This window comes from Streptomyces sp. NPDC006516, assembly GCF_040611875.1.
GTDB lineage: Bacteria > Actinomycetota > Actinomycetes > Streptomycetales > Streptomycetaceae > Streptomyces.
In genome coordinates this window covers 1273284-1299473 of sequence record NZ_JBEXPD010000001.1, presented here as the reverse complement: position 1 = coordinate 1299473, position 26190 = coordinate 1273284, and the positions used below count along the sequence as shown (strand labels likewise).

The window sequence follows — 26190 nt, the reverse complement described above, 5'->3', positions numbered from 1 at the left end:
GGCAGGGTGGAGCAATGACAACGGCTGACGGCCCGTACCGGGCCGATGGATGGACCGCCGCGGTACGCCAGCGGCTCGGACTGGGCAGACTGCTGCCTCTGGGTGGTCCCGGGGACGGTTCCTGGATCGCGGAAAGGGCGGCGGAAGCGGTGTTGCGCGGCGCCGCCTCCGGTTCCGGCGCGGTGCTGGGGACGCTGAGGATCGGCCCCGTCGACGATGCCTACGAGGGGCCGGAGCCGGTGGTGCCCGGGCCTCCCAGCGCGCTCCCGCCCGGCCCTCTGCGGATCGAGGCCGGCTTCGCCGCCACGGCCCGGCGGCCACTGACCGTAACCGCGGACGCGTTGCGGGCAGCTCTGCTGGCGGCGGCGGCACAGCGGCTCGGCCTGGTCGTCGACGAGGTGGACCTGCGGGTGACGGAGCTGCTGGAGGAGGAACCCGTCGCGTCCGGGGAGCCGCCGTCGGAGGTCCGTGCGGCGGAGCCGGACGGGGCCGCAGGGGCGGCGGCGGCCGGCGTCCCGGGCGTGGTCGCGCTGACCCGGGTGCTGGGTGGCGCGGTCCAGCACACGGAGGGCCACGTCCGGGTGGAGCTCGCGACCGCCGGGGACCACCGGGCGCTCGACGTGGCCCAGGCCGTGCGCGGGGCGGTGACCGAGGCGGTGGAAGGCCGTCCGGGCGTCGCCGTACTGGTCACGGCCGTCGTGGACAGGGAATGACAGCGGCGGGGTGACCGAACGGCTGAACGGCCGGACGGACGGGCCGCGCGGCCGAGCCGGCTCCCCGCCGCGCGGCCTGGGCCCGGCACGCCCTGCCGTTCGGTTCGTTCAGTCCGCGATGCCCGCGAGGTCGCGCAGACGGCGGCCCTGGGCGGCACGCTCGGCCGTGCGCTGCTCCTCGTACGTACGCGAGACGGCGCCGCTCAGCAGTGCCTTGGTCTCGACGACCGCGTCACGGGGCGCGGCGAGCAGGGCCCCGGCGAGGTCGCGCGCGGCGGCGTCGAGCTGGTCGGCGGGCACCACCAGGTTCGCCAGGCCGGTGCGCTCGGCCTCCTCGGCGTGCACGGAGCGGCCGGTGGCGCAGATCTCGAGTGCGCGGGCGTATCCCACGAGGTTCACCAGGGGGTGGGTGCCCGTGAGGTCGGGGACGAGACCGAGGCTGGTCTCACGCATGGCGAACTGCACGTCCTCGGCGACGATCCGCAGATCGCAGGCGAGGGCGAGCTGGAAGCCGGCCCCGATCGCGTGTCCCTGGACGACCGCGACGGACACGATGTCGTTGCGGCGCCACCAGGTGAACGCCTCCTGGTATTCGGCGATGGTCGCGTCGAGTTCGGCCTCCGGGCCGCGCGCCATGTCGAGGAAGGACGGCTCGCCGTCGAAGCCCTCGGGGGTGAACGCCTGCCGGTCGAGGCCGGCGGAGAAGGATTTGCCCTCACCGCGCAGCACGACGACCCGCACGCTCCCCGGGAGTGCCCTTCCGGCCTCTGCCAACGCCCGCCACAGAGCGGGAGACTGAGCGTTGCGCTTGGCCGGGTTGGTGAGCGTCACCGTGGCAACCGCGTCTTCGACGGTGAGCCGTACGCCGTCCTTGTCGAGCACAGAGTCGAGCGAGGTCATGGAGCGCCTCCGGATCGGGTGCAGTCAGCACTTACTGGCAAGTAACTGAACAGTAACCACCCGGACGATCTGCCGATCGGCCGGGTGGCCACCCGGTGTTCCGGTGAGCCTCCAGGGGCCGGGCCTGCGCCCGTCCCCGACCGCTGCCCGCCGTCAGGCCGAAGCGGCCTTCTTGCCGCGAGTCGCTCCACCGCGTCCCCGCAGCGTGACTCCGGACTCGCTGAGCATCCGGTGGACGAATCCGTAGGAGCGGCCGGTTTCCTCGGCCAGCGCCCGGATGCTCGCACCGGAGTCGTACTTCTTCTTCAGGTCTGCCGCGAGCTTGTCACGCGCGGCGCCGGTAACCCGGCTGCCCTTCTTCAGAGTCTCGGCCACCCGTGCCTCCTCAAGGAAGTGCGCTCTGGACTCTCATGATCACCCCTCCTGGGCTTCCTGGCCACCCATTCGGCAAGGTCCGTACGAGAGGATTCCGCACCCCGAGACGGTCCGACACAAGCGGAATCCAGGGCTCCCGAGGGTCCCGGAGGCCTTCCGGAACGGGCAGCGAGAAGAACGGCCAGGTCAGGGCCGTAAGGGGTGAGGTCGCCCGAAATGGGTGCGCCCGGCAGCTATCTGCCGGGCGCCGCGCCGGGGTACGAGACCCCCTCACCCAGATGATGGATCACCGATGGGCCGAATGATCCATATGCGTTGGATCACCGGGCGCCACACCCGCCCGGGAGGTCCCCCCAGGGCTCAGGCGAGGGCGACCAGGTCCCGGTAGTCCGCACCCCAGAGGTCCTCGACCCCGTCGGGCAGCAGGATGATCCGCTCCGGCTGGAGCGCCTCGACCGCACCCTCGTCGTGGGTGACGAGGACGACCGCGCCCTTGTAGGTGCGCAGGGCCCCGAGGATCTCCTCGCGGCTGGCCGGGTCGAGGTTGTTCGTCGGCTCGTCGAGCAGCAGCACGTTGGCGGACGAGACGACCAGGGTGGCCAGGGCGAGCCGGGTCTTCTCCCCACCGGAGAGCACCCCGGCGGGCTTGTCGACGTCGTCACCCGAGAAGAGGAACGAACCCAGCGTCTTGCGGACCTCGACGAGATCGAGGTCGGGCGCCGCGGTGCGCATGTTCTCCAGGACGGTGCGCTCCGGGTCGAGGGTCTCGTGCTCCTGCGCGTAATAACCGAGCTTGAGCCCGTGCCCCTCGATGACCTGGCCGGTGTCGGGCTTCTCGGCGCCGCCCAGAAGCCGCAGAAGCGTCGTCTTGCCGGCGCCGTTGAGGCCGAGGATGACGACGCGGGAGCCCTTGTCGATGGCCAGGTCCACGTCGGTGAAGATCTCGAGCGAGCCGTAGGACTTGGAGAGCCCCTCGGCCATCAGCGGGGTCTTGCCGCAGGGAGAGGGTTCCGGGAAGCGCAGCTTGGCCACCTTGTCGGAGACCCGGACGGCCTCCAGACCGGAGAGGAGGCGCTCGGCGCGCTTGGCCATGTTCTGGGCGGCGACGGTCTTGGTCGCCTTGGCGCGCATCTTGTCGGCCTGGGAGTTGAGGGCCGCGGCCTTCTTCTCGGCGTTCTGGCGCTCGCGCTTGCGGCGCTTCTCGTCGGCCTCGCGCTGCTGCTGGTAGAGCTTCCAGCCCATGTTGTAGATGTCGATCTGCGCGCGGTTGGCGTCGAGGTAGAACACCTTGTTGACCACGGTCTCCACGAGTTCGACGTCGTGGGAGATCACGATGAAGCCGCCGCGGTAGGACTTGAGGTAGTCGCGCAGCCAGACGATCGAGTCCGCGTCGAGGTGGTTGGTCGGCTCGTCGAGGAGCAGGGTGTCGGCGTCCGAGAAGAGGATGCGGGCCAGCTCGACACGACGGCGCTGACCACCGGAGAGCGTGTGCAGCGGCTGGCCGAGCACCCGGTCGGGCAGGCTGAGCGCGGCGGCGATGGTGGCGGCCTCGGCCTCGGCGGCGTACCCGCCCTTGGTGAGGAACTCGGTCTCCAGGCGCTCGTACTTCTTCATCGCCTTCTCGCGGGTGGCGCCCTTGCCGTTCGCCATCCGCTCCTCGTTCTCCCGCATCTTGCGCAGGATCTCGTCGAGCCCGCGGGCCGAGAGGATGCGGTCGCGCGCGAGCACTTCGAGGTCACCGGTGCGCGGGTCCTGCGGGAGATAGCCGACCTCGCCGCTGCTCGTGATGGTGCCGCCGGCCGGGTTCCCCTCGCCCGCCAGGCACTTGGTGAGGGTGGTCTTGCCCGCGCCGTTGCGGCCGACCAGGCCGATGCGGTCGCCCTTGGCGATACGGAAGGAGGCGGACTCGATGAGGATGCGGGCGCCGGCACGCAGCTCGATGCCGGAGGCGGTGATCACGGAAATACTCCAGGGCGGTATGGACGGCGGAGGGACAGCGGGCTCACGACTCGACGCCGTCTAATGCACAAGGAGAATTGCCATGGCACTCAGTCTACTGGCGGTGTCCACCTGCTTTTCCGCGTGCTCCCCGCAGCCGTCGTGACACGTCCCTGATCAGGCATCCCGTACCGAACCAGCTGATAGCGCCTCCGCACAGGCGTTCCCGCCCGTCGCGGCACCTTCGGCTGACGGCTCCGACAGCGGGTGGAAGACTGAGACGCAGATCACATCGCATCGGCCTGAGGAGAGTGAGCGCGATGGCACGCACGGACGGTGTACCCACGGTGTGTCCGGCGCTTCTGTACGACGACGCGAAGGCCGCGATCCGGCTGCTGACCGAGGCCCTGGGTTTCACGGAGGAAGCGGTCCACGAGGGGGACGACGGCAGCGTGATGCACGCCGAGCTGTCCTGCGGGAACGGCAGGGTGATGCTCGGGTCCAAGGGGGGCGAGGGCGTCTTCGCCAAGGCGATGGCGGGCGCCGGGCCCGCGGCGGTCTACGTCGTCGTGGACGAGGTGGACGAGCACCACGCCCGGGCCGTGGAGCACGGCGTGGAGATCCTGATGCCGCCCACCGATCAGGACTACGGCTCGCGGGACTACATGGCGCGGGACGCGGAGGGCAACGTGTGGAGCTTCGGGACCTACGCCCCGGGGTCCTCGGGCTGAGTTCCCCGGGGCCGCGCCGGGCGCGCCCGCCCGTCACGCCCCGCCGGTGTGCACCTGGAAGGCTGCGCGGCGTACGGCCTTGGCGAGGGCGGGGTCCGGATGGGCGGCGGCCAGGGCGACGAGCACCTGGACCGTGCGCGGGTGGCCCACGGCCCGCACCTCGTCCAGGAGCGCGGGCACCGTGCCCTGGACGGCGGAGTCGAGATGCCTGACCAGCAGACCGGTCTCGCCGTGGTCGGCGACGGCGGCGGCGGTGTCGACCCAGAGCCAGGTGGCCTCCTCGCGGCTCAGCACGTCCTGGGCGTCGTCCGGGTCAGTGCCCTCGTACTCGGCGAGCCAGAGCAGCGCGTACGGCCGCAGGGGCGCTTCGGTGACGACGGAGCGGACGACGGGCTCGGCGGGGGCTCCGACGACGCGCAGCGCCTCGAAGGCGAGGCCGCGCAGCAGGGCGTCCTCGCCCCGTGCGACGGCGAGCAGTTCGGCGACCGCGCTGCCGACGGGACGGGCGGCGAGCCAGGCCCGGTACTCCGCGCGGGCCGGGCCGGGGGTGAGCCGTGCGCAGCCGAGCAGCATGTCGGCCGCGGACTGCTCGATGTTGCCGGCCGGACTCTGGGCCGCGACGCAGATCTGCTCCAGCTTGACCCAGACCGCCCAGTTGCCCAGCGGCGTCAGGGTGGCGTGCCCGGCGCCGAGCGTGAGGGCGCCGACGGAGGCGAGGCCTTCGAGCGCCCAGTCGAGCAGCAGCGCGTTGAGGTCGGCGGGTTGCCCGTCGGCGTCTGCCGGGGCGGACTGCTCCTGCGGCCCGTACGGCACCTCGCACCGCTCCTCGTGGAGTTCCGCGACCCGCTGGGCCAGCAGGTCCAGGAGCGCGGGCACGGTCACGGGGCCCGCCGAGAGCTGGAGGAGCGAGAGGACCTGGGGAACCGCCTCGACGGCTTCGGCCACCGCGGTGGCCTCGATGCCCTCGGGTGAGGCGTGGACGAGGGACCATGCGTCGAAGAGCGCCACCCAGCCGCGGAGCACGGCGGAGTCGTCCCGGTCCCAGGCCCGGAGCCGCCAGCCGGGGCGGGCGGTGTCGCCGTGGATCTCGATGAGCCCGGCCAGCCTGGCCCGGTCCCAGCCGGCCAGCACCTGGGCCGGGGAGAGGTCCAGCGCGGAGGCGGCCCGTCGCAGGGCCTGCGCGGCGAGCGGGGCGGATCCGGGGCTCGTGCCGTCCGCCGCCCAGTGCGCGATCCGCACCGCGTCGGCCAGTACGGCCCTGGCCTGGCGTGCCAGTTCCGCCGGGGGCGGGGTGCCCTCCGGTGGGCGGGGGGCCGGCCTGGTGCGCCGGGTCGACACGGCCTTACGGGCGGTCGCCTGGGGTCGTGGGCGGACAAGTCGCAGTCTGGAGTCGCGCGGGGTACGGGACGTCACGAGGAGCAGTCTTGCCTCTGACGGGCCGAAAGCCCAAACGGAAGCTGTGTCACCGGGCTTGGCACGGCCTCGGGGCAGGGTCACCAACCGGGCGGTTCCGGCCCATCAGCTCACATCAGGGGCGTGAGGAAACGCCGGAGGACCTCTTCGTAGCCGGCGGGATCGGCGTTCCACATCGCCGCATGCGGAGCCCGGGGCACGGAGTGCAGGGTCACCAGGTCGGGCCGGCGTGCGGCGAGTTCCCGGGACGGCTCCCAGGGGGCCAGGGTGTCGTCGGGGCCGTGGAAGACGAGGGTGGGGGCGTGCAGGGCCGTCGGCACCGCGGTGTCCAGGAGCCGGGCCCCGTGCAGGCCGGTCTGGCCCTGGGCCGCGCGGACCGCGAGGGGCAGCAGGGCGGAGGGGACTCCCCTGGCCGAGGCGAGGGCGCGCAGGGTGGTCCGCCAGTCCAGGACCGGGGAGTCCAGGACGAGACCCCGGATGCGGTCACGGAGCGCGGAGTTGACGGCCGCGTGCAGGGCCATGGACGCGCCCGAGGACCAGCCGTGGATGATCACGTTCTCGGCGCCGTACCGCACGGCGTAGCGGATCGCGGCGTCGAGGTCGCGCCATTCGGACTCGCCGAGGTGGGCGAGGCCGTCCGGGGAGCGCGGGGCGCCCGGGTCACCGCGGTAGGCCAGGTCGAGCACGGGGAGCTGCTGGCCGTGGAGGAAGCCGAGCACGTTCAGCGGGTGTTCCCTGGTGGTGCCGAGGCCGTGCACGGTGATCACCCAGGTGTCGCGGGCACCGGGCACGAACCAGGCGGGCAGCGCGCCGAGCTCCCCCGGGATCTCGACCTCCTTGTGGGCGAGGCCGAGGGCGGCCAGCGGGTCGCCCCGGTGCACCTCGGGGGTGAGACGGACCTTGGAGCCCCGTTTCAGGCTGCCGAGGGTGACGCGCTCCAGCCGGCGCACGACCGTGTCGGCGGAGGCCGTGGCGGCACCGGGCAGCTGTTCGACCACGGGGCCGACGACCGCGTGGACGCCGCGGCCCACGAGTCCGTACGTGCCGGGGCGCAGCGCCGGGAAGGAGCGGGTCAGGGTGATGTGCCCGGCCGCGGTGGCGTGCACGGTGAGGCGGCGGTCGGCCGGGAAGGGGCGTGGCGAGTGCGCCCCGAGGGCGGCGTCGCTGGCGTAGCGTCCGGCGGCGACCGTAGCCGCGCCGACGCCGAGGATCGATGTGGCGGCCACTGCCGCCGCTGTTGCCGGGCGCACGGCTCCAGTGTCACGGGCGGGGGCGCCGACGGCCAGTGGGCGGCGGCCGTACGGTACGGCGGCGGGCTCAGCCGGGCTGGCCGTACCCCTCCAGCGCCTCCCGCACCTCAGTCAGCTGGTCCGGGGTGAGGAGGGACGGGCTGTGCCCGGGCACGGAGCTCGCGGTGAGCCAGACCCTGCACATCCATTCGAGCTGGGCGGTGCGGTCGTAGGCCTCGTCGAGGGTGTCCCCGTAGGTGACGGTGCCGTGGTTCCGGAGCAGGCATCCGGTGCGGTCGCGCAGGGCGGTGAGCATGTTGTCGGCGAGCTCCTGCGTCCCGTAGCGCGCGTAGGGGGCGGTGCGGACGGGGCCGCCGAGCAGGGCGGCGGCGTAGTGGACGAGCGGGACCTCAGGGACGAGGGTGGAGACGGCCGTGGCGTGGACGGCGTGGGTGTGGACGACGGCCCGGGCCCGGCTGCCCCGGTAGACGGCCAGGTGGAGCGGGAGCTCGCTGGTGGGGACGAGGTCGCCCAGGACACGGCGGCCTTCCAGGTCGACGCCGACCGCGTCGCCGGGGCCGAGCTTGTCGTAGGGCACCCCGCTGGGGGTCACCAGGACGAGGTCACCGACCCGGGCGGACACATTGCCCGAGGTGCCGACGACCAGGCCCTCCTCCCGCGTCCGGCGGGCCGTCGCGACGACCCCTTCCCACGCCCGTGCGATCGCGTCCTGAAGTCCGTCGCTCATGCGGAGATCCTAGGACGCGGACGATCAGGTGACCGAGGTCTCCCCGGAGGGCGGGACCGCGCAGGCCGTGGCGTCGCGGCCACCCCCACGGGCCGGGCGCCGCAACGGTGCCGGGCCGCCCCGCCGCTCAGGAAACACACAAGCGGAACCCGCATACGCGGTTGGGGTCACCGTGCAGCCCCGCCCAGTTCACCTTCCGTTCATCCTGGTTGCTTACGTTCCACGAGCCAATGACGTCGAAAGATTGCCTGGGTAAATGGAACACATCACGCTGCTGCTCGCGATTGTGGTCGTGACAGCTCTCGTGTTCGATTTCACGAACGGTTTCCACGACACCGCCAACGCGATGGCGACAACCATCTCGACCGGCGCCCTCAAGCCGAAGACCGCGGTGGCCATGTCCGCCGTCCTCAACCTCGTCGGCGCCTTCCTCTCGGTGGAGGTGGCCAAGACGATCTCCGGCGGAATCGTCGACGAGGGCAACCTCAGAACCGAGGTCATCTTCGCCGCGCTCGTCGGCGCGATCCTGTGGAACCTGCTGACCTGGCTGGTCGGCCTGCCCTCCAGCTCCTCCCACGCACTCTTCGGCGGCCTCATCGGCGCCGCGGTCATGTCCGCCGGCTGGTCCTCGATCAACGGCGGCACCGTCGTCACGAAGATCCTGCTGCCCGCGATCGCCGCGCCCCTCGTGGCCGGTATCGCCGCGCTCCTGGCCACGAGGCTGACGTACCGCCTCAACCGGAAGATGACCGACGAGGCGCAGCTCAAGTCGACGGCCAAGGGGTACCGCGCCGGTCAGATCGCCTCGGCCGGTCTCGTCTCGCTCGCCCACGGCACCAACGACGCGCAGAAGACCATGGGCATCATCACCCTGGCCCTGGTGACCGGCGGCGTCCTCGCCCCCGGCTCGAACCCGCCGGTCTGGGTCATCGCCTCCGCCGGTATCGCCATCGCGCTGGGCACCTACCTCGGCGGATGGCGCATCATCCGCACCATGGGCAGCGGCCTCACCGACCTGCGTCCGCCGCAGGGCTTCGCGGCCCAGACCAGCGCGGCCACGGTCATCCTGGCCTCCTCGCACCTCGGCTTCTCCCTCTCGACCACCCAGTCCTGCTCCGGTGCCGTCATGGGCGCGGGCCTCGGACGCAAGGGGGGCGTGGTCCGCTGGTCCACCGCCTCCCGGATGTTCATCGCCTGGGGTCTGACGCTCCCGGCCGCCGGTCTGGTCGGAGCGGGCGCCGAGTTCCTGACCAAGCAGGGCTCCTGGGGCGTCGCGGTGGTCGCCGTGCTGCTCGTCGTGGGGTCCGGCGCCATCTGGCTCCTGTCGCGCCGCAAGCCGGTCGACCACACCAACGTCAACGCGACCGAGGGTGAGCCCGCGGGCGTCGTCACGACCGCCATCGCGGCCGTGAGCCCGCCGCCCGCCGGCGTGAGCGTCCCGGACCTCAAGACCACCATCCACGCCCCGACGGCCGAGACCCCGGCCGAGCGGCCGGCCACGGTGTAAGGACAGATCCACATGAACATCGACTGGGCAGCTCTCGCGTCCGTCTTCGGCGTCAGCCTCGTGGTCACCGTCGCACTGGTCGGCCTCTTCACCCTCGGCATCACGGGACTCGCGAAGCAGGCGTCCACGACGCAGGCCGGCGGTACCGGTGTCCTGGCGCGCACCGGCGCGTACGCCTGCTTCGCGCTGTGCGCGGCGGCGGTGGCGTACGGCATCTACCTGATCGTCGCCTGACCCCTGGGCGGACCCGGCCGGGCCGGACACACCCCGTGTGTGTCCGGCCCGGTGTGCGTCTCAGCACACTGAAGCCCCGCAGGTCAACGGCAGGTTGACGGGCCTTCGTGGGGCGTGGTGGACTGCCGGAGCCATTTACGGCGACAGGAGAGGAAGCCGGTGCGAATCCGGCGCGGTCCCGCCACTGTCACCGGGGAGCAGCCTCCACACGGAAGTCACGGTCCGCAGACGCGGACTGGAAGGCCGGAGGAACTGCGGATCCGGGAGCCAGGAGACTCTCGTCGCCGGTCACGTCGAACCAGGGCGCGGACCCTGAGTGAGGACATACGCCATGTCTGGCTGCCCTGCGTCGGTCACCGCACCGCCACCCGCCACGAAGGCCCTTCGAGGCGCGACGGCCGGCTGAGCCGTGCGAGCCGACCGCATCTTCGTGTACGGCGCCGCCGCCGGCCTGATCGGCGACCTGCTGCTCGGTGATCCCCGGCGGGGCCACCCCGTCGCCGCCTTCGGGCGTGCCGCTGCGGGCGTCGAGAGCCGGCTGTGGCGCGATCACCGCGGCTGGGGCGCGCTGCACACCCTTGTCTGCGCCGGAGGCGCCACGGCTGCCGCGGCACTGGCCACCCGCGCCGTACGGAACCGCCCGGCCGCCGCCGTGGTGCTGACCGCCGCCGCCACCTGGTCCGTCGTCGGTGGCACGTCGCTGGGCCGCGAGGCGCGCGCGGTCGGCGGGGCGCTCGCCGCAGGGGACGTCGAGGCGGCCCGGGAGCGGCTGCCGCACCTGTGCGGGCGCGACCCGCAGGCCCTGGACGCGCAGCAGATGGCCCGCGCGGTGGTGGAGTCCGTCGCCGAGAACACCTCGGACGCCGTCGTGGGCGCGCTGGTGTGGGGGGCGCTCGGCGGTGTACCGGGCCTGGTCGCCTTCCGCGCCGTCAACACCCTGGACGCCATGGTGGGGCACAGGTCGCCCCGCTACCGGCGCTACGGCTGGGCCTCCGCGCGGCTCGACGACCTCGCCGGCTGGCCCGGCGCCCGGCTGACCGCGGCGCTCGCCGTGGCCTGCGGGGGGCGCCCGCGCGAGGCCGTCCGGGCCTGGCGGGCCGACGCGGACCGGCACCCGAGCCCCAACGCGGGCCCGGTGGAGGCCGCCTTCGCGGGGGCGCTGGGCGTGCGTCTCGGCGGGACCCTGGCGTACGGCGGGCGGGTCGAGCACCGGCCGGTGCTCAACGGGGAGGCCGGCCGCGAGGTGCGGGTCACGGACATCGAACGCGCGGCGCGGCTCTCGCGCCGGGTGAGTGTGCTGGCCCTCGCCGTGTGCGCGGCAGGGCGGCTGGCCATGGGGCGGAGGGGCAGATGAGCGGCGGGCTGCTGGTGGCCGGCACCACTTCGGACGCGGGCAAGAGCGTCGTCACGGCCGGGATCTGCCGTTGGCTGGTGCGCCAGGGAGTGAAGGTCGCGCCGTTCAAGGCGCAGAACATGTCGCTGAACTCCTTCGTCACCCGCGAGGGCGCGGAGATCGGCCGGGCCCAGGCCATGCAGGCGCAGGCGGCCCGGGTGGAGCCGTCGGCGCTGATGAACCCGGTGCTGCTCAAGCCCGGCGGTGACCGCTCCAGCCAGGTCGTCCTGATGGGGAAGCCGGTCGGCGAGATGAGTGCGCGCGGCTACCACGGCGGACGCCAGGAGGCGCTGCTCGGGACGGTCGTGGACTGCCTGGAGCAGCTGCGGGGCACGTATGACGCCGTGATCTGCGAGGGGGCGGGCAGTCCTGCCGAGATCAATCTGCGGCGTACGGACATCGTGAACATGGGCATCGCGCGGGCCGCGCGCTTTCCCGTCCTGGTGGTCGGCGACATCGACCGGGGCGGTGTGTTCGCCTCGTTCTTCGGTACGACGGCGCTGCTGAGCGCCGAGGACCAGTCGCTGATCGCCGGGTACCTCGTCAACAAGTTCCGCGGGGACGTCTCGCTGCTGGAGCCGGGCCTCGACATGCTGCTCGGGCTCACGGGGCGGCGCACGTACGGGGTGCTCCCGTACGCCCACGGGCTGGGCATCGACGAGGAGGACGGGCTGCGCGTCTCGATGCGCGGGACCGTGCGCGAGTCGGTCGTGGCGCCCCCGCACGGCGAGGACGTGCTGCGGGTCGCGGTGTGCGCCGTGCCGCTGATGTCGAACTTCACCGATGTGGACGCGCTGGCCGCCGAGCCCGGTGTGGTGGTGCGGTTCGTGGACCGGGCCGAGGAACTGGCGGACGCCGATCTCGTGATCGTGCCGGGGACGCGGGGCACCGTGAAGGCGCTGGCCTGGCTGCGGGAGCGGGGCCTGGCTGACGCCCTGGTGCGGCGGGCCGCGGAGGGACGGCCGGTGCTGGGCATCTGCGGCGGGTTCCAGGTGCTGGGCGAACGGATCGAGGACGACGTGGAGTCCCGGGCCGGACTGGTGGAAGGGCTCGGGCTGCTGCCCGTACGCGTCCGCTTCGGCCGGGAGAAGGTCCTGGAGAGGCCTGCCGGTTCGGCGCTCGGGGAGCCGGTGGAAGGTTACGAGATCCACCACGGCGTCGCCGATGTCCACGGCGGTGAGCCGTTCCTGGACGGGTGCCGGGTGGGCTCGGTGTGGGGGACGCACTGGCACGGTTCCCTGGAGAGCGACGCGTTCCGGCGGGCGTTCCTGGCCGAGGTCGCGCGGGCCTCGGGCCGGCGGTTCACCGCGGCGCCGGACACGAGCTTCGGGGCGTTGCGGGAGGAACAGCTGGACCGGCTGGGGGACCTGATCGAGGAGCACGCGGACACGGACGCGCTGTGGCGGCTCATCGAGCGGGGGGCGCCTGCGGGGCTGCCGTTCCTCGCGCCGGGCGCGCCGCCCGTGCCGGAGCCACGCGCCGCCCGGGCGCCGGGCGGGTCCGATCATGCAGGTGTCGTTGCGACAGAGGAGGCTCCGTGAGTACCCCGTATCCCTTCACCGCCCTGGTGGGCCAGGACGATCTGCGGCTCGGGCTGCTGCTCAACGCCGTCAGCCCGGCCGTCGGCGGGGTCCTCGTGCGGGGTGAGAAGGGCACCGCCAAGTCCACCGCCGTGCGGGCGCTGGCCGCGCTCATGCCGGAGGTCGCGGTGGTGGCGGGCTGCCGGTTCTCGTGCGACCCCGCCGCGCCCGACCCGGCGTGTCCCGACGGGCCGCACGAGGCGGCGCCGGGCGTGTCGCGTCCGGCGAGGACCGTGGAGCTGCCCGTCGGCGCGTCGGAGGACCGGCTCGTCGGCGCACTGGACATCGAACGGGCACTGTCGGAGGGCGTCAAGGCCTTCGAGCCGGGTCTCCTCGCCGACGCGCACCGCGGGATCCTGTACGTGGACGAGGTCAATCTGCTCCACGACCACCTGGTGGACCTGCTGCTCGACGCGGCGGCCATGGGTGCCTCGTACGTCGAGCGCGAAGGGGTCTCCGTACGGCACGCTTCGCGCTTCCTGCTGGTCGGGACGATGAACCCCGAGGAGGGCGAGCTCCGGCCGCAGTTGCTGGACCGCTTCGGGCTGACCGTGGAGGTCGCCGCCTCGCGTGACACGGACCAGCGCGTCGAGGTCGTGCGCCGGCGGCTGGCGTACGACGACGACCCGGCGGCGTTCGCCGCACGGTGGGCGGACGAGGAGGCCGCGTTGCGTGAGCGGATCGCAGCCGCGCGCGCCCTGCTGCCCCGAGTGGTGCTCGGCGACGGCGTGTTGCGGCAGATCGCCGCCACGTGCGCGGCGTTCGAGGTGGACGGGATGCGTGCCGACATCGTCATGGCGCGCACCGCGACCGCCCTGGCCGCGTGGGCGGGGCGCGACGAGGTCGTCGCCGACGATGTGCGGCAGGCCGCGCTGCTCGCACTCCCCCACCGGCGCCGCCGCAATCCGTTCGACGCGCCCGGGCTCGACGAGGACAAGCTGGACGACGCGCTGAAGGACGCGGAGGGCGAGGGCGACGACGACCCGGGACCCGGGGGCCCCGGCGGCGGAGCACCTCCGCAGGGGGGCGGCGATGTGCCTCCCCAGGGAGGCGGCCCCGAGGGCGGCCCGCAGGACCGGAGCCCGGGTGCGCCGGAGAGGACGGAGGCCGGGAGCGGTGACGCGCCCGCGCCGTCGCCGGGCGCCGGAGCGGGCGAGCGGCAGGCGGTGCGCTCCGGCGAGCCGTTCCGCACCAAGGTGCTCAGCGTGCCGGGTCTGGGCGAGGGGGCGGCCGGGCGGCGGTCCCGGGCGCGCACGGAGCACGGCCGGACCACGGGCTCACGGCGGCCCGAAGGGGCGCTGACGAAGCTGCATCTGGCGGCGACCGTGCAGGCTGCGGCGCCTCATCAGCGGGCCCGGGGGCGCTCGGGCCGGGGGCTCGTCGTACGGCGGGACGATCTGCGTCAGGCGACGCGGGAAGGGCGCGAGGGCAACCTCGTGCTGTTCGTCGTGGACGCTTCCGGGTCGATGGCGGCCCGGCAGCGGATGAGCGCCGTGAAGGGCGCCGTGATGTCGCTGCTGCTGGACGCCTACCAGCGCAGGGACAAGGTCGGTCTGGTCACCTTCCGGGGCAGGGACGCGGAGCTCGCGCTGCCGCCGACCTCCTCGGTCGACGCGGCGGCGGCTCGGCTGGAGTCGCTGCCGACCGGCGGGCGGACCCCGCTGGCGGCCGGGCTGCTGAAGGCGCACGACGTACTGCGGGTGGAACGGCTGCGCGACCCCTCGCGCCGGGCGCTGCTCGTGGTGGTCACCGACGGCCGGGCCACGGGCGGCGTCGACCCGGTGGCGCTGGCGGCGCGGGCCGGGCGGCTCCACGCCTCCGAGGGCACCGCGTCGGTCGTCGTGGACTGCGAGTCGGGGATCGTACGCCTCGGTCTCGCCGCACAGCTCGCCCGGGATCTGGGAGGCAGCGCGGTCACGCTCGACGAGCTGCGCGCCGACTCGATCGCCGGACTGGTCAAGGACTTCACTGCTGCCGGGAGGGCCGCGTAATGCCACAGGGACAGCCGGTATCGGTACCGGACGACGGACTGACGACGCGACAGCGGCGCAACCGCCCGCTGCTGTTCGTGCACACGGGCATCGGCAAGGGCAAGTCCACGGCCGCCTTCGGGCTGGCGCTGCGGGCCTGGAACCAGGGCTGGCCGATCGGGGTGTTCCAGTTCGTGAAGTCGGCGAAGTGGAAGGTCGGCGAGGAGAACGCCCTGAAGGTGCTCGGGGCGAGCGGCGAGGGCGGCAGCGTCGCCTGGCACAAGATGGGCGAGGGGTGGTCGTGGGTCCAGCGCGGGATCCACGGTGACAACTCCGACAACGAGGAGAAGGCCCGGGAGGGCTGGGAGCAGGTCAAGCGTGACCTGGCCGCCGAGACGTACAAGCTGTACGTGCTCGACGAGTTCGCCTATCCGATGCACTGGGGCTGGATCGACACCGACGAGGTCGTCGAGGTCATGCGTGACCGGCCGGGGACGCAGCACGTCGTGATCACGGGGCGCAACGCCCCGCAGAAGCTGATCGACGCCGCCGACCTGGTGACCGACATGTCGAAGGTCAAGCACCCGATGGACGCCGGGCAGAAGGGCCAGAGAGGCATCGAGTGGTGAGTGTTCCTCGTCTGGTCGTCGCGGCGCCGTCGTCGGGCAGCGGCAAGACCACGGTCGCCACGGGCCTGATGGCGGCCTTCGCGGGACGCGGTCTCGCGGTGTCCCCGCACAAGGTGGGACCCGACTACATCGATCCGGGGTACCACGCGCTGGCCACGGGCAGGCCGGGGCGCAACCTCGACGCGTACATGTGCGGGACCGATCTGATCGCCCCGCTGTTCGCGCACGGTTCGGACGGCTGCGATCTGGCGGTCGTCGAAGGCGTGATGGGGCTGTACGACGGGGCCTCGGGGCAGGGCGAGCTCGCCTCGACCGCCCAGGTCTCCAAACTGCTCAGGGCGCCGGTCGTGCTGGTGGTCGACGCGTCCTCGCAGTCGCGTTCCGTCGCGGCCCTCGTGCACGGCTTCGCCTCCTGGGACCCGGAGGTGAGGATCGGCGGGGTGATCCTGAACAAGGTGGCGTCCGACCGTCACGAGGCCCTGCTGCGGGAGGCGCTGGACGAGTCGGGGCTGCCCGTGCTCGGGGTGCTGCGGCGCGCGCCGCAGGTGGCGACGCCCTCGCGCCATCTGGGGCTGGTCCCGGTGGCCGAGCGGCAGGCCGAGGCTCTCGACGCCGTACGGGCGATGGGCGAGCGGGTGCGGGAGGGCTGCGATCTGGACGCCCTGCTGGCGCTGGCTCGTACGGCGCCCACCCTGCCCGGCGAGGCGTGGGAACCGGAGTGCCACCCTGACGGCGGGGCCCGGCCGGTGGTGGCCGTGGCGGGCGGCGCGGCGTTCACCTTCGCCTACGCGGAACACGCCGAGCTGCTGGCGGCGGCCGGCGCGGAGGTGGCCGTCTTCGATCCCCTGCACGACGAGAAGCTCCCCCCGGGCACGGCGGGGCTGGTGATCGGCGGCGGCTTCCCCGAGGTGTACGCGCCCGAGCTGTCCGCGAACGAGCCGCTGCGCCGGGCGGTGACCGAACTGGCCCTGTCCGGGGCCCCGGTGGCGGCGGAGTGTGCGGGGCTGCTGTATCTGGCCCGCGAGCTGGACGGGCGGCCGATGTGCGGGGTGCTGGACGCCTCGGCCCGGATGTCCGAGCGGCTGACGCTGGGGTACCGGCAGGCGGTGGCGGTGGCCGACAGCGTGCTGGCCGTGGCGGGGACGCGGATGCGCGGGCACGAGTTCCACCGGACGGTGCTGGAACCGGGCGCCGGCCCGACACCCGCCTGGGGCCTGCACCAGCCGGAGCGGCGGGTGGAGGGCTTCGTCCAGCGGGGTGTGCACGCGAGCTATCTGCACACGCACTGGGCCGCGTCCCCCGAGGTGGCCCGGCGCTTCGTGGAGCAGTGCCGGGGGTGAGGCCGGGGGTGAGTCCGGCGCTCCGGGCCGCGGTCCCGTCGCGGGTGCGGCAGGTGGCCCTGGTGTGGGGGGCGCCGGTGCGTGGGGCGCGAGGGCCGGCGGTTGCCTGGAGGGCTCCGGTGCTCGGGGCACTGCGGGCGGAAGCGTCGGCACCTGGGGCGCTGCGGGTGGCGTGGGGCCGCCCTGTGCCGGGGGCGGTGTCACTCCGCGATGCCGACCACCAGCCAGATGAAGCCCACTCCCACGACGGTGCACAGCATCGTGGAGCGGGCCGGGTGACGGTGGTGCGCCTCGGGCAGGATCTCGGCGGCGGCGAGGTAGAGGAGCGCCCCGCCGAAGAAGCCGAGATAACAGCCGAGCAGTTCCTCCGGAAGGGTGAACAGCAGGGTCGTCGCCGCGCCCACGATCGGGGCCACGGCATCCGCGTACAGCATCAGCAGCGCCTTGCGACGGGCGTTCCCGTAGAGGCTGGTGATGGTGTACGTGTTGAATCCGTCGGCGAAGTCGTGGGTGATGACGGCCAGCGCGACGGCGGCACCCATGCCTCCGCCGATCTGGAAGGCGGCGCCGAGCGCGATGCCGTCCATCAGGCTGTGGCCCACCATCGCCGCCGCCGCTGTCAGTCCGACCTGCGGCACACGTTCGTCGCTCGCCCCGTGTGCCGCCTGCCGTACGGCGAGCGAGCGCTCGACGAGATGGGCCGTCAGGAAGCCTCCCACGAAGAGCAGCAGGGCCGCGGGCACGCCGAAGACGGCTCCGTCCGCGGCTTCCAGCGCCTCGGGCAGCAGATCGAGGCCGACGACCCCCAGCATCAGTCCGCCGGCGAGGCCGAGCACGAGATGCCGGCGGTCGCTGACGCGCTGCGCGACCCAGCCGCCCGCCAGGGTCATCAGGAACGCGCCGAGCGCGACGAATACCGCCATGGGCCCTTGCTAGCGGATTGACCCCGCTCCCCGCACCTCAGGCCCTCCTTACCCGCGCCCCTCGAAAGGACCTCTTCCCATGACCCGTGCCGCCCTCGTCGTCGGTGTGGGTGCCCGCCGGGGCACCCCGGCCGAAGAGGTGCTCGGGCTGATCCACGGGACGCTGGAGGCGGCCGGCCTCTCGGCCGGTGACGTGGTGGAACTGGCGACCCTCGACAGCAGGGCGGACGAGCCGGGGATCACCGGGGCGGCGGCGCGGCTGGGGGTGCCGGTGCGTGCGTACGCCGCCGAGAGGCTGGCGGAGGTACGCGTACCGAATCCTTCGGCAGCGCCGTACGCCGCTGTCGCCACCGGTTCCGTCGCGGAGGCGGCGGCACTCGCGGAAGCCGGTGAACTGCTCGTCCCCAAGCGGAAGTCGGCCTCGGCGACCTGCGCGGTGGCCCGCCGGAGTCCGATGGCCGAGAACTCGGCATCGACGAATGGCTCCCGGCCGTCCACCATGGCTGCCATGCTGCCCCCCACGAAGCACACGAAGCCCACTGATGGCGCCGGGCCCGATCTGCGGCACCACGGCGACGCGGAGATACGCGGTCTGGATCTGATCGACCTCGCCGTGAACGTACGGACCGGCACACCCCCCGACTGGCTTCGGGAGCGGATCAGCGCTTCGCTGGGTTCCCTGGCCTCCTACCCGGACGGAAGAACGGCCCGCGCGGCGGTCGCCGGGCGGCACGGGCTGCCCGAGGAGAGGGTCCTGCTCACGGCGGGCGCGGCGGAGGCGTTCGTGCTGATCGCGCGGGCCCTGCCGGCCCGGCGGCCGGTGGTCGTGCACCCCCAGTTCACGGAACCGGAGGCGGCCATGCGCGCGGCGGGACATGAGGTCGGGCGGGTGCTGCTGCGTCCCGAGGACGGCTTCCGGCTGGACCCGTCGACGGTGCCCGAGGACGCGGATCTGGTGGTGGTCGGCAACCCGACCAATCCGACCTCCGTCCTGCACCCCGCGGGCGTGCTGGAGCAACTGGCGCGGCCTGGCCGGACTCTGGTGGTCGACGAGGCGTTCATGGACGCCGTGCCGGGCGAGCGGGAGGCGCTCTGCTCACGCCAGGACGTCCCCGGACTCGTCGTGCTGCGCAGCCTTACCAAGACCTGGGGGCTGGCGGGTCTGCGGATCGGTTACGTCCTGGCCGACCCTTCGACGATCGCGCTGCTCCAGGAGGCGCAGCCGCTGTGGCCGGTGTCCTCCCCCGCGCTGGCGGCGGCCGAGGCCTGCATGGAGCCGCGTGCGCTGGTCGAGGCGGCGGACGCGGCGGACCGGATCGCGGTCGACCGGGCCCATCTGTTGGCCGGCCTTGCGGAGTTCAGCGAGGTGCGGGTGGTGGAACCGGCCGCGGGTCCGTTCGTGCTGCTGCGGTTGGAGCGGGCGGACGAGGTGCGGGAACTGCTGCGGGCCCGGGGGTTCGCTGCGCGGCGTGGGGACACCTTCCCGGGGCTGGGCAGCGAATGGCTGCGCCTCGCCGTACGCGACCGTGTGACGACCAACCGGTTCCTGCAGGCGCTCGATCTGGCGCTGCAGGGACTGCCCCGGAGAGCCGGCGCCTGAGGGTCGGGGTGCGGGGTCGGGGGCGAGGGCGGGGCAGGTGTGCGCGGGGGCGGGTGACGCGGCGGGACGGGGGGTGACTCGGCGAGAGCGGTGCTCGCGTACGGCGGCACCGCACTTCGCGGAGAGCAGTGCTCCGCGACGCGGCCACCGCCCGTTTGGAGAGCACCGCTCCGCTATGCGCGCACCGCCCGCCGGAGCGCGCCCCGCAACCCCTGCGAACAGCGCTCCGGCGCGGCGGCGGCGCCCCCGGTACAGAGCAGTGCTCCGGTGCGGCGGCGCCGCTTCCGCCGCAGAGCAGTGAGCAGTGCTCCACAGCGTGAGCGCTGCCCGCCTGGAGAGCACCGCTTCCAAGCGTGCCCGCCGCCCTCCCCACCCCCGAGGGGAGAGCGGCGCTCCGGTACAGGGACGCAGCCCCCGTCAGAGAGCAGTGCTCCGCTGCACGCACCGACACCGCCCACTCCCTGGACCGGTCTCGGTCCGGGAGAGCGGCGCTCCGGCCCAAGAACACCATCCCCGCCGAAGAGCACCGCTCCACAAAACGGCCACCGCCCCACCCACGCCGCGAGAGCACCGCTCCACAAAACGGCCACCGCCCCACCCCCGCCGCGAGAGCACCGCTCCACAGCACGGGCGGCGCCGCTCTCCTGGGACGGGCCTCAGCCCCGGGCGCGCCTGCGGGCGAGAACCGTGGCCCCCGCACCGGCGGCCAGCAGGACTGCCGCACCGCCCGCGACGTACGGCGTCGACGAGCTGGAGCCGGTCTCGGCGAGATCGCCCGAGCCGGACGCCTGAACCGGGTCGGATCCGGTCTGCGGCTTCACATCGACGCCCTCGTCCGTGCCGCCGGTTCCGCTGGAGCCGTCCGTGCCGCCGGTTCCGCCGGAGCCGTCCGTGCCGTCGGAACCGCCACCGCTCTCGGGCGTCCGGCAGGTCGCCTCGGCCAGCGTCACCTCACCCTCCACCTCGGCGACATTGAGCTTCAGCGGGTTCACGGAGACCGCCAGCCGCAGCGCCGTCGCGGCTGCCGTGCGCGTGGTGGTCTCGGTCCTGGACAGGTCGAGCGTGACCTCGCCGACGCCCGGCACCTCGATCTTCGTCGTACCACCGGACGTGAGCCGGACCCTCTTGCCGAGCACGGACACGTGGCCCAGGACGTTCGACTCGGCGACCGGCTTGCGGCCCACCTCGCACAGCGCCTTGGAGGTGACCTTCTGGACCTCGATCAGCGAGAGCAGCGGCAGCCCCGGCACATGGACCCGGGCCCTGGCGAGGTTGGCGTAGGCCTCGGCCTTGTGCGCGTCCACGGTGGCGTTCGCCGTCGCCAGGTCGGCCTTCAGGATGTGGATCGGCCGCCCCCGCTCGACACCGTCGAGCTCGACACTGAGGGCGGTCTTCTTCGCGGTGGCCGGGGCGTGCACCTCGTTGAGCGTGGCCTCCAGCGGGACCTGGACGGACTTGTTCACGAGCGAGACGTCGAGCCCGGCGCGGAGCACGACGGCGCCGGCCTTTCCGTGGCCGCCGCCCGGCGTGGCCGGGTTCGTCGCGGGAGCTGCGTGCGCGGGGACGGCGACCAGCAGAGCGACGGGAGCCGCGGCGACCGCCAGGGCAGCCAGACGGAAGGTGTTGCTGTTCAAGATGGTGGAACCCCCACAAGAGACATGGAGCCGCCGGCGCCGTCCAATGGGGGACATCGCGGACGCCGGTGGCCTCGACTCCGTGAATCTTTACGCACGGAGAGTGAACTGGCCGCTACCTTCCGCCAGTTCACTCCAAAGAGGGGCTTCCGTGTGCACATTCGAATCCACCGACACAGGAGTTCCGCACAAGTCACCCCGAATCGCCCGGAATCACCTGCTTCACCGGTCGTCCGGCACGGACCTCACGCCTCGCCTCCGCGCGGGCCGATTTGTTTCAACGAGAGATACGGCCCGAGGTCACCGCCGGTCAACACGACGCCCGCGGGCGGGTCAACAGGTGTCAGCCGGTCACCCTTCCGTTGAGCACCACCCTGCGCAGGGACCCCAGCACCCGCACATCCGCCCTCGGGTCCTCGTCGTACAGCACCAGGTCCGCCGGGGCGCCCTCCTCCAGGCCCGGGCGACCCAGCCAGCTCCGCGCGCCCCAGGCCGTCGCCGAGAGGGCGTCGAGGGGCGGGATACCGGCCTTCACCAGTTCGGCGACCTCCGAGGCGACGAGGCCATGGGCCAAGGAGCCGCCCGCGTCCGTGCCGGCGAAGACCGGGATGCCCGCGTCGTACGCCGCGCGCACGGTGTCGTACCGGCCGGCGTGCAGACGTCGCATGTGGGCGGACCAGCGGGGATACCTGCCCTCGCCCGCATCCGCGAGGCTGGGGAACGTGGCGATGTTGACCAGGGTCGGGACGATCGCGACGCCACGCTCCGCGAAGAGGGGGATGGTGTCCTCGGTGAGCCCCGTGGCGTGTTCGATGCAGTCGATCCCGGCCTCCACCAGGTCGCGCAGGGCCGCCTCGGCGAAGCAGTGCGCGGTGACGCGGGCGCCGAGCCGGTGCGCCTCGGCGATGGCGGCCTCGACCTCACCCCTTGGCCAGCAGGCGGTCAGGTCCCCGGCGTCCCGGTCGATCCAGTCGCCGACCAGCTTCACCCAGCCGTCGCCGCGCTTCGCCTCCCGGGCGACGTAGGCGACCAGGTCGCCCGGTTCGATCTCATGGGCGTAGCCGCGGATGTAGCGGCGGGTCCTGGCGATGTGACGGCCCGCCCTGATGATCTTCGGCAGGTCCGCGCGCTCGTCCGTCCACCGCGTGTCGGAGGGCGACCCCGCGTCCCGGATGAGGAGCGTGCCGGCCTCCCGGTCGGTGAGGGCCTGCTTCTCGCTGGTCGCCGCGTCGACGGGCCCCTCGTGGCCGAGGCCGACATGGCAGTGGGCATCGACGAGGCCGGGCAGTGCCCAGCCGGTGAGGGTCGTCGCACCGTCCGCACCCGGCGGCCTCTCGTAGGTGATCCGCCCGTCCACGGCCCAGAGTTCGTCCCTCACCTCGTCGGGCCCGACGAGCACCCGCCCCTTGATGCGCAGCACCGGCGCCACCTCGTGATCGCTCATGGACAGCACTGTACGAGGCGGGCCCAGCGGGGCTCCTGGGGGCGCTGGGTACCCTCGACGCAGGCGCTGACGCGCACCTGCCGACCCGAAGAGAGCACCACCGTGACACACCCGTTCCTCGACCTCGCCCCGCTCACCGCCTCGCGTTTCGCAGCGATCGAAGGGCGGGTGGCCGGCCTCCTCGCGACGGAGCAGGACGTCGTCATCATGCAGGGCGAGGCGCTGCTGCCCCTCGAAGGCTGCATCCGGGGCGGCGCCCGTCCGGGTTCCACCGCGCTGAACGTCGTCACCGGCCCGTACGGCCAGACCTTCGGCAACTGGCTGCGGGACTGCGGCGCCGAGGTCGTCGACCTCTCGGTGCCGTTCCACGCGGCGGTCACCGCCGAGCAGGTCGAGCGGGCGCTGGCGGAGCACCCCGGGATCGACTTCGTCTCGCTCGTGCACGCCGAGGCGGCGACCGGCAACACCAACCCGGTCGCGGAGATCGGTGAGGTCGTACGGGCGCACGGCGCGCTGTTCATGGTGGACGCGGTCGCATCGGTGGGCGCGGAGCCACTGCTGGTGGACGCCTGGGGCGTGGACCTGTGTGTCATCGGAGCGCAGAAGGCCATGGGCGGCCCGGCCGGGGTGTCCGCGGTGTCGGTGAGCGCGCGGGCCTGGGAGCGGATGGCCGCCAACCCGCAGGCGCCGCGCCAGTCCTATCTCTCGCTGCTGGACTGGAAGGCCCGCTGGATCGACGGGGGCCGCAGGGCGCTGCCGCACGCCCCAGCGCAGCTGGAGATGCTGGCCCTGGAGGCATGCCTGGAGCGGATCGAGGCGGACGGCCTGGATACCGTCATGGCGCGGCACGCCTCGGCCGCCGCGGCGACCCGGGCGGGTGCCACGGCGCTCGGCGGCGGCCTGGAGCCGTACGTCCACGACGCCCGTGACGCGGCTCCGGTCGCCACGACACTGCGCGTGCCCGCGGGTCTCGACGCGACGGAGCTCGTCGGCCGGGCCCTCGCGGCCGACTCCTCGCTGCCACTGATCGCCGGCGGTGGGGCCCTGTCCAAGGAGATGATCCGGGTCAACCACTACGGCGCGGACGCGACGCGGGAGGCGGTGCTGTCCTCGCTGGCCGCCCTGGGGGCCGCACTGGACGATGCGGGCCGGGAGACCGATGTCAATGGTGCCCGCGAAGCCGTCGCGGAAACCTGGCGGAACAGCTGAATTAATTATCGGCGGTCCGTTGCCGATTCAATCGACGCAAAAGGGGAGCTGCTTTATCGGGAGTAGCTCCCCGCATTCTTCTTCCCCCGTTCTTCGAGCCTAAACGCTGCCGTTTTCACCCGATCGGCCTAAGCGCTCAAAACGGATGCCGGGAGGGTTACAACGATGTGACAGACCCCACACCGCGTCCGTTATGGTCGAAAAATCCGGCACAAGACCGGCGAAATCGCCCCCGAGGTGAGGCGGGGCCGCGCCCGCGTGATAACACAACAGGCTTCCGCACCCAACCCCCTGCGGCGATGCAATTTTGATTTTTGCTGGGTAAATTCAATTCGCATGACCGCCGCACCAGCAGATTTTGCCCGTGCCCGAAGTGAATTCCTCAGAATCGACACCCCTCGAGTGGAGGACGGAGCCGCGATCTGGCGCATAGCCCGCGACTCCGAGGTCCTGGACCTCAACTCCTCGTACAGCTACCTGCTGTGGTGCCGTGACTTCGCGGCGACCTCCGTGGTCGCCCGCGACGAGAACGGCGACCCGATCGCCTTCGTGACCGGGTACATCCGCCCCGACCGCCCCGAGACGCTCGTCGTCTGGCAGGTGGCCGTCGACCAGGCCCACCGTGGCAAGGGGCTGGCGGCGACACTGCTGGACGCGCTGACCGCTCGCGTCGCCTCCGACCAGGGGCTGGCCTCGGTCGAGACGACCATCACCCCGGACAACACCGCCTCCGACCGACTGTTCACCTCCTACGCGCAGCGGCACGACGTGCCACTGGAGCGCGAGGTGCTCTTCGACGGGTCGCTGTTCCCCGAGGGAACGCACCTGCCGGAGGTGCTGTACCGCATCGGCCCCTTCTAGGGCCCCGTCGCCCCTCCGCGCCCCGCCCGGGCGCGGCTCCCCGGGGCATGTCCGACCCGCCGCCCGTCACACCCCCTCGAGCAGGAGATTCGCTGTGACCATCACCCCGCCCGCCCTGAGCGTCTTCGAGAGCCTTGAGTCGGAAGTACGGAGCTACTGCCGCGGTTGGCCCGCAGTCTTCGACCGCGCGCAGGGCGCCCGTATGACCGACGAGGACGGCCACTCGTACCTCGACTTCTTCGCCGGTGCCGGATCACTCAACTACGGCCACAACAACCCGGTGCTGAAACGCGCGCTGATCGACTACATCGAGCGCGACGGCGTCACCCACGGCCTCGACATGGCCACGACGGCCAAACGGGCCTTCCTCGAGACCTTCGAGAACGTGATCCTGCGCCCCCGTGACCTCCCCTACAAGGTGATGTTCCCCGGCCCGACCGGCACCAACGCGGTCGAGTCGGCGCTGAAGCTCGCCCGTAAGGTCAAGGGGCGCGAGTCCGTCGTCTCGTTCACCAACGCCTTCCACGGCATGTCGCTCGGCTCGCTCGCCGTGACCGGCAACGCCTTCAAGCGCGCCGGCGCCGGCATCCCGCTGGTGCACGGCACCCCGATGCCGTTCGACAACTACTTCGACGGCAAGGTCCCTGACTTCCTCTGGTTCGAGCGGCTCCTGGAGGACCAGGGTTCCGGGCTCAACAAGCCCGCGGCCGTGATCGTGGAGACCGTGCAGGGCGAGGGCGGCATCAACGTCGCCCGTGCGGAGTGGCTCCGCGCGCTCCAGGACCTCTGCCACCGCCAGGACATGCTCCTGATCGTCGACGACATCCAGATGGGCTGCGGCCGGACCGGCGGCTTCTTCTCCTTCGAGGAGGCCGGCATCGTCCCGGACATCGTGACGCTGTCCAAGTCGATCAGCGGCTACGGCCTGCCGATGTCGCTCTGCCTCTTCAAGGGCGAGCTGGACATCTGGGAGCCCGGCGAGCACAACGGCACCTTCCGCGGCAACAACCCGGCCTTCGTGACCGCCGCCGCGGCACTGGACGCCTACTGGGCCGACGGCCAGATGGAGAAGCAGACCCTCGCCCGCGGCGAGCAGGTCGAGCAGACGCTGCTGGCGATCTGCGGCGAGGACGAGACCGCGCACTTCCGTGGCCGCGGTCTGGTCTGGGGCCTGGAGTTCACCGACCCGGCACGCGCCTCCGCCATCTGCGCGCGCGCCTTCGAGCTGGGCCTGCTGCTGGAGACCTCCGGCCCGCAGTCCGAGGTCGTGAAGCTGCTCCCGCCGCTGACCATCACCCCCGACGAGCTGGACGAGGGCCTGCGCACGCTGGCCCGGTCCGTCCGCGAGACCGCCTGACCGGGGCTGCGACCCGGCACAGGCACCAAGAGCAGGACAGAAGAGAAAGGCACCATCCCACGTGATCGTCCGATCTTTCAGTGACATCGAGAACACCGACCGGCACATCAGGTCCGCTTCAGGCACCTGGGAGAGCAAGCGCATCGTGCTCGCCAAGGAGAAGGTGGGCTTCTCGCTCCACGAGACCGTGCTGTACGCGGGCACGGAGACGTCGATGTGGTACGCGAACCACATCGAGGCCGTTCTGTGCACCGAGGGCGAGGCCGAGCTCACCAACGACGAGACCGGCGAGAAGCACTGGATCTCCCCCGGGACGATGTACCTGCTGAACGGACACGAGCACCACACCCTGCGGCCGAAGACCGACTTCCGCTGCGTGTGCGTCTTCAATCCTCCCGTCACCGGACGGGAGGACCACGACGAGAACGGTGTCTACCCGCTGCTGACAGAGGAGGGCTGAAC

General features: G+C 72.7%; 23 protein-coding genes and 1 riboswitch. Of the genes, 14 read left to right on the top strand and 9 right to left on the bottom strand.

Annotated features, from left to right (window positions below; translation table 11 throughout):
• The first annotated feature begins 14 nt into the window (after positions 1–14).
• Positions 15–713: a hypothetical protein gene (locus ABZY45_RS05725; RefSeq protein ID WP_356736420.1), complete on the top strand. Its 699-nt coding sequence runs from the start codon at positions 15–17 to the stop codon at positions 711–713.
• A gap of 108 nt (positions 714–821) precedes the next feature.
• Here ABZY45_RS05725 and ABZY45_RS05720 read toward each other — a convergent pair whose 3' ends face one another.
• From ABZY45_RS05720 to ABZY45_RS05710, 3 genes are all read right to left on the bottom strand, one after another.
• Positions 822–1613 (bottom strand): enoyl-CoA hydratase/isomerase family protein, encoded by a 792-nt coding sequence (locus tag ABZY45_RS05720; protein WP_356736418.1) that lies wholly within the window; start codon positions 1611–1613, stop codon positions 822–824.
• A gap of 153 nt (positions 1614–1766) precedes the next feature.
• On the bottom strand, positions 1767–1988 hold the full coding sequence (locus ABZY45_RS05715; RefSeq protein ID WP_006123601.1) for a helix-turn-helix domain-containing protein: 222 nt from the start codon (positions 1986–1988) through the stop codon (positions 1767–1769).
• 360 nt (positions 1989–2348) lie between these two features.
• A complete protein-coding gene (locus tag ABZY45_RS05710; RefSeq protein ID WP_356736416.1) occupies positions 2349–3947 on the bottom strand; it encodes an ABC-F family ATP-binding cassette domain-containing protein in 1599 nt (532 codons plus the stop codon).
• Between the two features lie 299 nt (positions 3948–4246).
• On the opposite strand from ABZY45_RS05710, the gene ABZY45_RS05705 reads away from it, so the two are divergent.
• A complete protein-coding gene (locus tag ABZY45_RS05705; protein WP_356736414.1) occupies positions 4247–4657 on the top strand; it encodes a VOC family protein in 411 nt (136 codons plus the stop codon).
• Positions 4658–4690: 33 nt separating this feature from the next.
• On the opposite strand, the gene ABZY45_RS05700 is transcribed toward ABZY45_RS05705, so the two are convergent.
• From ABZY45_RS05700 to ABZY45_RS05690, 3 genes are all read right to left on the bottom strand, one after another.
• Complete coding sequence (locus ABZY45_RS05700) at positions 4691–5995, bottom strand: hypothetical protein (protein WP_356736614.1); 1305 nt, start codon at positions 5993–5995, stop codon at positions 4691–4693.
• 185 nt (positions 5996–6180) lie between these two features.
• A complete protein-coding gene (locus tag ABZY45_RS05695; RefSeq protein ID WP_356736412.1) occupies positions 6181–7320 on the bottom strand; it encodes a hypothetical protein in 1140 nt (379 codons plus the stop codon).
• A 67-nt stretch (positions 7321–7387) separates the two neighbouring features.
• On the bottom strand, positions 7388–8047 hold the full coding sequence (locus ABZY45_RS05690) for a class II aldolase/adducin family protein (protein ID WP_356736410.1): 660 nt from the start codon (positions 8045–8047) through the stop codon (positions 7388–7390).
• Between the two features lie 256 nt (positions 8048–8303).
• Here ABZY45_RS05690 and ABZY45_RS05685 point away from each other — a divergent pair, with 256 nt between their 5' ends.
• The 7 genes from ABZY45_RS05685 to ABZY45_RS05655 all read left to right on the top strand — a co-directional run bounded on the left by ABZY45_RS05685 (position 8304) and on the right by ABZY45_RS05655 (position 16700).
• A complete protein-coding gene (locus tag ABZY45_RS05685) occupies positions 8304–9554 on the top strand; it encodes an inorganic phosphate transporter (protein ID WP_356736408.1) in 1251 nt (416 codons plus the stop codon).
• Between the two features lie 12 nt (positions 9555–9566).
• A complete protein-coding gene (locus ABZY45_RS05680) occupies positions 9567–9788 on the top strand; it encodes a hypothetical protein (RefSeq protein ID WP_356736406.1) in 222 nt (73 codons plus the stop codon).
• Between the two features lie 148 nt (positions 9789–9936).
• Positions 9937–10066, top strand: a riboswitch (cobalamin riboswitch).
• Positions 10067–10197: 131 nt separating this feature from the next.
• Complete coding sequence (locus tag ABZY45_RS05675) at positions 10198–11142, top strand: cobalamin biosynthesis protein (protein ID WP_356736404.1); 945 nt, start codon at positions 10198–10200, stop codon at positions 11140–11142.
• Complete coding sequence (locus ABZY45_RS05670; RefSeq protein WP_356736402.1) at positions 11139–12722, top strand: cobyric acid synthase; 1584 nt, start codon at positions 11139–11141, stop codon at positions 12720–12722. Before ABZY45_RS05675 ends, ABZY45_RS05670 begins: the two co-directional genes overlap by 4 nt.
• Entirely contained in the window at positions 12719–14752 is a 2034-nt protein-coding gene (locus ABZY45_RS05665; RefSeq protein ID WP_356736400.1) for a putative cobaltochelatase, read from the top strand. Before ABZY45_RS05670 ends, ABZY45_RS05665 begins: the two co-directional genes overlap by 4 nt.
• A complete protein-coding gene (cobO, locus tag ABZY45_RS05660; protein ID WP_356736398.1) occupies positions 14752–15360 on the top strand; it encodes a cob(I)yrinic acid a,c-diamide adenosyltransferase in 609 nt (202 codons plus the stop codon). Before ABZY45_RS05665 ends, cobO begins: the two co-directional genes overlap by 1 nt.
• On the top strand, positions 15354–16700 hold the full coding sequence (locus ABZY45_RS05655) for a cobyrinate a,c-diamide synthase (RefSeq protein ID WP_356736396.1): 1347 nt from the start codon (positions 15354–15356) through the stop codon (positions 16698–16700). The genes cobO and ABZY45_RS05655 overlap by 7 nt, the downstream gene beginning before the upstream one ends.
• 200 nt (positions 16701–16900) lie before the next feature.
• Here ABZY45_RS05655 and ABZY45_RS05650 read toward each other — a convergent pair whose 3' ends face one another.
• Entirely contained in the window at positions 16901–17623 is a 723-nt protein-coding gene (locus ABZY45_RS05650) for a ZIP family metal transporter (RefSeq protein WP_356736394.1), read from the bottom strand.
• 79 nt (positions 17624–17702) lie between these two features.
• On the opposite strand from ABZY45_RS05650, the gene cobC reads away from it, so the two are divergent.
• Positions 17703–19223 carry an Rv2231c family pyridoxal phosphate-dependent protein CobC gene (gene cobC / locus ABZY45_RS05645; RefSeq protein ID WP_356736392.1) on the top strand — a complete coding sequence of 507 codons (1521 nt, stop codon included), beginning with the start codon at positions 17703–17705 and terminating at the stop codon, positions 19221–19223.
• A 656-nt stretch (positions 19224–19879) separates the two neighbouring features.
• On the opposite strand, the gene ABZY45_RS05640 is transcribed toward cobC, so the two are convergent.
• Both ABZY45_RS05640 and ABZY45_RS05635 read right to left on the bottom strand, forming a co-directional pair.
• Positions 19880–20857: an SCO1860 family LAETG-anchored protein gene (locus ABZY45_RS05640; protein WP_356736390.1), complete on the bottom strand. Its 978-nt coding sequence runs from the start codon at positions 20855–20857 to the stop codon at positions 19880–19882.
• Between the two features lie 343 nt (positions 20858–21200).
• The gene (locus tag ABZY45_RS05635; protein ID WP_356736388.1) at positions 21201–22301 is read right to left on the bottom strand and encodes an amidohydrolase family protein; all 1101 of its coding nucleotides are present in this window, start codon (positions 22299–22301) and stop codon (positions 21201–21203) included.
• 102 nt (positions 22302–22403) lie between these two features.
• On the opposite strand from ABZY45_RS05635, the gene ABZY45_RS05630 reads away from it, so the two are divergent.
• The 4 genes from ABZY45_RS05630 to ABZY45_RS05615 all read left to right on the top strand — a co-directional run bounded on the left by ABZY45_RS05630 (position 22404) and on the right by ABZY45_RS05615 (position 26188).
• On the top strand, positions 22404–23510 hold the full coding sequence (locus tag ABZY45_RS05630) for an aminotransferase class V-fold PLP-dependent enzyme (RefSeq protein ID WP_356736386.1): 1107 nt from the start codon (positions 22404–22406) through the stop codon (positions 23508–23510).
• A 336-nt stretch (positions 23511–23846) separates the two neighbouring features.
• Entirely contained in the window at positions 23847–24371 is a 525-nt protein-coding gene (gene ectA, locus ABZY45_RS05625) for a diaminobutyrate acetyltransferase (RefSeq protein ID WP_356736384.1), read from the top strand.
• A gap of 94 nt (positions 24372–24465) precedes the next feature.
• Complete coding sequence (ectB, locus tag ABZY45_RS05620; RefSeq protein WP_356736382.1) at positions 24466–25728, top strand: diaminobutyrate--2-oxoglutarate transaminase; 1263 nt, start codon at positions 24466–24468, stop codon at positions 25726–25728.
• Between the two features lie 61 nt (positions 25729–25789).
• Positions 25790–26188, top strand: coding sequence for an ectoine synthase (locus ABZY45_RS05615; protein ID WP_073747901.1), 399 nt, complete (start codon positions 25790–25792; stop codon positions 26186–26188).
• Positions 26189–26190 lie beyond the last annotated feature (2 nt).

What these genes read in the sequence shown, in the direction of transcription:
- ABZY45_RS05725 (WP_356736420.1), top strand. Translation starts at nt 15, where the DNA reads ATGACAACGGCTGACGGCCCGTACCGGGCCGATGGATGGACCGCCGCG.
- ABZY45_RS05720 (WP_356736418.1), bottom strand. Translation starts at nt 1,613, where the DNA reads ATGACCTCGCTCGACTCTGTGCTCGACAAGGACGGCGTACGGCTCACC.
- ABZY45_RS05705 (WP_356736414.1), top strand. Translation starts at nt 4,247, where the DNA reads ATGGCACGCACGGACGGTGTACCCACGGTGTGTCCGGCGCTTCTGTAC.
- ABZY45_RS05690 (WP_356736410.1), bottom strand. Translation starts at nt 8,047, where the DNA reads ATGAGCGACGGACTTCAGGACGCGATCGCACGGGCGTGGGAAGGGGTC.
- ABZY45_RS05685 (WP_356736408.1), top strand. Translation starts at nt 8,304, where the DNA reads ATGGAACACATCACGCTGCTGCTCGCGATTGTGGTCGTGACAGCTCTC.
- ABZY45_RS05680 (WP_356736406.1), top strand. Translation starts at nt 9,567, where the DNA reads ATGAACATCGACTGGGCAGCTCTCGCGTCCGTCTTCGGCGTCAGCCTC.
- ABZY45_RS05670 (WP_356736402.1), top strand. Translation starts at nt 11,139, where the DNA reads ATGAGCGGCGGGCTGCTGGTGGCCGGCACCACTTCGGACGCGGGCAAG.
- cobO (WP_356736398.1), top strand. Translation starts at nt 14,752, where the DNA reads ATGCCACAGGGACAGCCGGTATCGGTACCGGACGACGGACTGACGACG.
- ABZY45_RS05650 (WP_356736394.1), bottom strand. Translation starts at nt 17,623, where the DNA reads ATGGCGGTATTCGTCGCGCTCGGCGCGTTCCTGATGACCCTGGCGGGC.
- cobC (WP_356736392.1), top strand. Translation starts at nt 17,703, where the DNA reads ATGACCCGTGCCGCCCTCGTCGTCGGTGTGGGTGCCCGCCGGGGCACC.
- ABZY45_RS05635 (WP_356736388.1), bottom strand. Translation starts at nt 22,301, where the DNA reads ATGAGCGATCACGAGGTGGCGCCGGTGCTGCGCATCAAGGGGCGGGTG.
- ectA (WP_356736384.1), top strand. Translation starts at nt 23,847, where the DNA reads ATGACCGCCGCACCAGCAGATTTTGCCCGTGCCCGAAGTGAATTCCTC.